Annotated in this window: 5 protein-coding genes (2 of these 5 running past the window's edge); 2 read left to right on the top strand and 3 right to left on the bottom strand. The window is 55.2% G+C overall.

Annotation, left to right across the window (positions count from 1 at the left end):
• On the top strand, window positions 1-22 hold the 3' portion of the coding sequence (rimO, locus tag ACNQ6O_RS14590) for a 30S ribosomal protein S12 methylthiotransferase RimO (RefSeq protein WP_418053935.1). 1331 nt of this gene lie to the left of the window's left edge; 22 of the gene's 1353 nt are visible here — the last part of the coding sequence; the start codon falls outside the window, past its left edge; its stop codon occupies window positions 20-22.
• Here rimO and ACNQ6O_RS14585 read toward each other — a convergent pair.
• The 3 genes in view from ACNQ6O_RS14585 to ACNQ6O_RS14575 are tightly spaced (at most 18 nt apart) and all read right to left on the bottom strand, a layout consistent with a single transcriptional unit that may run on beyond the window.
• Window positions 1-660 carry the 5' portion of a carbonic anhydrase gene (locus ACNQ6O_RS14585; RefSeq protein ID WP_418053934.1) on the bottom strand. 87 nt of this gene lie to the left of the window's left edge, so the window shows 660 of its 747 coding nt (coding positions 1-660); its start codon is at window positions 658-660; its stop codon lies beyond the left edge, outside the window. The two genes, rimO and ACNQ6O_RS14585, sit on opposite strands and share 109 nt — an antisense overlap.
• Before the next feature lie 18 nt (window positions 661-678).
• Complete coding sequence (gene oadA, locus ACNQ6O_RS14580) at window positions 679-2487, bottom strand: sodium-extruding oxaloacetate decarboxylase subunit alpha (RefSeq protein ID WP_418053933.1); 1809 nt, start codon at window positions 2485-2487, stop codon at window positions 679-681.
• Between the two features lie 17 nt (window positions 2488-2504).
• Entirely contained in the window at window positions 2505-3920 is a 1416-nt protein-coding gene (locus tag ACNQ6O_RS14575) for an acetyl-CoA carboxylase biotin carboxylase subunit (protein WP_418053932.1), read from the bottom strand.
• A 132-nt stretch (window positions 3921-4052) separates the two neighbouring features.
• Here ACNQ6O_RS14575 and ACNQ6O_RS14570 point away from each other — a divergent pair, with 132 nt between their 5' ends.
• Window positions 4053-5000 carry a LysR family transcriptional regulator gene (locus ACNQ6O_RS14570; RefSeq protein ID WP_418053931.1) on the top strand — a complete coding sequence of 316 codons (948 nt, stop codon included), beginning with the start codon at window positions 4053-4055 and terminating at the stop codon, window positions 4998-5000.
• Window positions 5001-5070: the final 70 nt, after the last annotated feature.

Genomic DNA, 5070 nt, shown 5'->3' with positions numbered 1-5070 from the left:
TTCGCTGATTTTGGCGATGTAGTCAGCGTAGTACTGATCGAAGTCTGTGAATTCCATGCTGTCGCGACCGCAGCAGCGAATGTTCCCGGATTTGATGTCATACACCCAGCCGTGGATTTGGATTTTTCCAGTGGCCAGTTTTGCAGCTACCACCGGATGGGTGCGCAGGTGTTGTACCTGCTGCAGCACGTTTTCCTCGATAGCTTCGTTCAGATACTTGCTGTCCAGACACGCATCGCTTGGAATGCTGTGTCGTTCACGCACGATCTCCATGGCTGACCGGCAATGCCCTAGCCACTCTTTAACGTGCGGAAGGCCGTTCAGGGACGGAATGTCCAGTGCGCCTTTAATCGCGCCGCAATCGGTGTGGCCGCAGACGATAATGTGACGTACCCCCAAAACCGCGACGGCGTATTCGATGGAGGCAGTCATGCCTCCGGTTTCATTACTGTGCGGAGGGATGACGTTACCGGCATTTCGACAGATGAACAGGTCCCCGGGGTGTGAGCCAGTGACCATGTTCGGGTCGATACGAGAATCCGAGCAGGTAAAGAACAGTACGTCCGGGTTTTGGCTATCAGCCAAAGCGCCAAACAGGTCTTTGTGCTGTGGATAAACGTTCTTGCGGAAGTTCAGTACACCGCGAACAATGTGATCCATAATGTTTCCTCCTGCCGGTCAGGCAATTTCGATCAATACTTCCCCCGGAGTAACCCGGTCGCCCTTGCTGACGTGAACCGCTTGTACGGTGCCATCAACACTGGAGTGAATTTCAGTTTCCATCTTCATGGCTTCAGTAATCAGAACTGCCTGGCCAGCGGTGACAGTATCGCCTTCCTTGACCAGCACATCCACTACATTTCCTGGCATGGCTGTGCTGACGTGGCCGGGATCGGTGGCGCGCTTGCGACCTTTGCTGCCGGCTTCTGCCACGTATTCGTTCAAGGATTCAAACACCACTTCCTCAGGCATACCGTCCAATGACAGGTACAACTTACGCTTGCCGGGCTCAGTATTGCCTACGCCGGTGACGGCCACTTCGTAAGTTTCACCATGCACATCAATGCGGAATTCAGTGGCCATGGCTGAACCCAATCGCCCTTGGCCAGATTGCTCTGCGGGTAAAAGCTCTTCCGGTTTGAGTGTGCCATCCTTGCGCTGTTGCAAGAATTCACGGCCTAGGTCCGGGAACATGGCGTATGTGAGCACATCTTCCTCGGAGTTGGCCAGACTACCAATGTCTTGTCTTAGTTTGTTGAGCTCGGGGGCAAGCAAGTCGGCGGGTCGACCTTCGTTGACCGTTTCATTGCCAATCGCTTTCTTGCGGAGGTCGGCATTGACGTCGGCGGGCGGGTGACCATAGCCGCCTTGCAGGTAGCGCTTCACTTCATTGGTGATGGTTTTGTAACGCTGCCCGGCGAGCACATTATAGACCGCTTGGGTGCCCACAATCTGTGAGGTTGGTGTGACCAGTGGCGGATAGCCCAGATCTTTTCGAACCCGCGGAATTTCGTTGAAGACCTCATTGATCTTGTCGAGGGCGTTCTGCTCTTTCAGCTGATTGGCCAAGTTCGACATCATGCCGCCCGGCACTTGGTTGATCTGAACGGAGACATCCTCGCGAGTAAACTCGCTCTCGAACTGATGGTACTTCTTGCGCACTTCCCGGAAGTAATCAGCGATCTCGCTTAGCAGCTCCAAGTCCAGCCCGGTGTCGTACTCGGTTCCTCTAAGTGCAGCGACCTGAGATTCGGTGGCAGGATGACTGGTGCCACTGGCGAAGGCCGAAATCGCGGTGTCGATACGGTCTGCGCCGGCTTCGATGGCCTTGAGTTGGCACAGTGGAGCAAGCCCCGCCGTGGAGTGGCTGTGGATCACCAGCGGCAGATCTACCGCAGATTTGATTGCCTTTACGAGCTCGTAGGTTGCATAGGGCGTGAGCAGGCCGGCCATATCTTTGATGGCAATGGAATCGGCACCCATGGCTTTGAGTTGCTCGGCCTGCTTCACGAACAGCGCGGGGGTGTGCACCGGGCTGGTGGTGTAGCAAATGGTGCCCTGAGCATGTTTGCCGGCTTTCTTGACCGCCTTCATGGCGGTTTCAAGATTGCGCAGGTCGTTCAGGGCATCGAATACCCGGAACACATCGATGCCGTTGTCTGCGGCTTTCTGCACAAAGGCTGCAACTACGTCATCGGCATAGTGCCGGTAACCGAGCAGGTTTTGGCCCCGCAATAGCATTTGCAGGCGGGTATTGGGTAGTGCTTCGCGCAGCTGACGCAGGCGCTCCCATGGGTCTTCTTTAAGGAACCGCACGCAAGCATCAAAGGTGGCGCCACCCCAGACTTCCAAAGACCAATAACCCACCTGATCCAGCTTGTCGCAAATCGGCAGCATGTCTTCGGTGCGCATGCGAGTGGCAATCAGGGACTGATGCGCATCCCGTAGGATAAGGTCGGTGACTTCTATTTTTTTCACGTTACTCATGTTCACTCTCCTCTGGATTACCAGCCAGCATGGGCTGCGATGGTGGCGGCAATCGCCAGTGCTACGGCACTGGGGTGACGTTTTTTGGAATAGTTCAGAAGTTCTGGGTGGCTGGGCACGAAGCTGGTGTCAAACTTGCCCGCCCGGAAATCGGGATGGTCCAGAATCTGCTGGTAATAATTGGCGGTGGTGGTAATGCCGTGTAGCCGCATATCATCCAAAGCTCGCTTGCCGCGGGCGATTACCTCGTCCCACGTCAGAGCCCAGACCACGAGTTTCAGGCACATGGAGTCGTAGTAGGGTGGAATTTCGTAGCCGGTGTAGATGGCGGTGTCCACGCGAACGCCCGGGCCGCCCGGTGCGTAGTAGTGGGTTACGCGGCCGAAGCTGGGCAAGAAATCGTTCTTGGGGTCTTCGGCGTTAATCCGGAACTGCAGGGCGTAGCCGCGATAGGAGATGTCTTCCTGTCGGTAACTCAGCGGCAAGCCTGAGGCGATCCTGAGTTGTTCGCGAACGATGTCTACCCCGGTAATGGCTTCGGTGATGGTGTGTTCCACCTGAACTCGGGTGTTCATTTCCATGAAGTAGACTTCATTGCCAGTGAGCAGGAACTCGACGGTGCCGGCGTTCTCGTAACCCACAGCCTTGGCCGCTTTGACTGCCAAACCACCGATGTACTGGCGTTGCTCAGGAGTGAGTTGAGGGCTTGGTGCAATCTCGATCAGTTTTTGGTTTCGGCGCTGAATCGAGCAGTCTCGCTCGAACAGGTGGATGGCATTGCCCTGGCTGTCACCGAGTATCTGTACTTCAATGTGACGCGGGTTGACGATGCACTTCTCCATAAACACTTCGGCTGAGCCGAAGGCCTTGGTCGCCTCGGAAATGACGCGCGGGTACTGGGTTTTCAGCTCCTCGGCCGAGTCGCAGCGGCGAATACCTCGACCGCCACCGCCAGACGTGGCTTTAAGCATGACCGGGTAACCGATTTCCTCAGCAAGCTTGAGTGCTTCATCCAGGTCCGCAAGATTGCCTTCCGAGCCGGGAGTGATCGGCACGCCGGCTGCGCGCATGCTGTCCCGGGCTTGGGTTTTATCACCCATTTTGTGGATAACGTCAGACTTGGGGCCGATAAAAGTCACCCCGTGCTGTTCGCAAAGTTGCGCGAACCGAGCGTTCTCAGACAAAAAACCATAACCGGGATGAATGGCATCGCAGCCGGTTTCCAATGCCAGATTCACGATTCGCGCGGGGTCCAGGTATCCGGCTAGCGGGTCTTCCCCTAGGGAGTAGGCTTCATCGGCTCGCTTCACGTGCAAACCGTAACGATCCGGCTCGGTGTAGATGGCCACAGACCGAATGCCCATTTCAGCGCAGGCCCGCACTATTCGAACCGCAATCTCGCCTCGGTTGGCGATCAAAACTTTCTTCAACATGGGAGATTCCTCGTTTCGTCGTCCCGAATGAAGGTCTTAAAAGAGTAGCTAGGATGAGAGATTAGTAAAAATTGATATTATTTCGTTTATGTATAATAGATTTCTTATAGTTCGTCTGTTGAGGGAGAATTTATGCCGCTGAGCATTCAAAAATTGGCGAATCGGCTGACTTTTCGGCAGCTTCAAGTGTTTAAAGCCGTTTATGATTTGAAGAGCTACAGCAAAGCCGGCGAGCTGCTGGGATTAACCCAGCCTGCGGTCAGTAGTCAGGTGCGTCATCTCGAACAGGCGCTGGAAATGCCGATGTTTGAATACGTGGGGCGCAAGCTGTATTGCACCGCAGCCGGCGAGGAAATGGCGGCCTGCGTGCGCTCTGTATTTCACGAGCTGGCGGATATGCAGAATCGCTTGGCAGCGCTTGAGGGCAGAGTGGCAGGTGATCTGCGGTTGGTGGCTGTGAGTACCGCCCAGTATGTGGTGCCTTATCTGCTGCGTTCTTTTCTAGAGCAGAACCCGCAGGTCAACATCTCGGTGGCGGTGGTTAACCGCGCAACCGCGTTGGAGCGATTAAACGAAAATAGCGATGACTTGGTCATCATGGGCATGGTGCCGCAAGGAAAACCGTTAACCTCGCTGCCATTTCTGGACAATGAATTGGTGCCAGTTGTTCCCGCTGGTCACCCGTTGCTTGAGCAAGGTTCGGTGAGCCCCGATGAGTTTCTGGACAGCCAGTTGCTGACGAGGGAGTCCGGTTCCGGCAGCCGGTTGGCTTTAGAGGTGTATTGCCAGAAACACCGCCTGAAAATGGAACCGGTAATGGAGCTGGGTTCGAACGATGCGGTTAAGCACGCGGTTCTGGCCGGCTTGGGTGTGGCGGTTATACCCAAGCTGAGCATTCTCTCGGAGTTGGCGTTAGGTTCTCTCACCGCCCTTGATATCAAGGGGTTTCCGCTGCGTCGCAGTTGGTGTGTGGTGCATCCCCAGGGGCGGCATCCGACTCCGGCTATGAAGGCGTTTATTGATTACATTCAGCGGAATATTGCTGAGTTCGACAGCTTGTTTCGGCGATTGGGTTCTTAGTTTGGTGCTTTGGTTCCCTTTCTAGCCTGTTGGTTGGGGTGATAGGTGATGTTTGGGGCCCCTTCCCAAA

This window comes from Marinobacter sp. SBS5 (assembly GCF_048285575.1).
Taxonomy (GTDB): Bacteria; Pseudomonadota; Gammaproteobacteria; order Pseudomonadales; family Oleiphilaceae; genus Marinobacter.
Note: the sequence above shows the minus strand (reverse complement) of the source record. Positions and strands in the feature narration are given on the sequence as shown.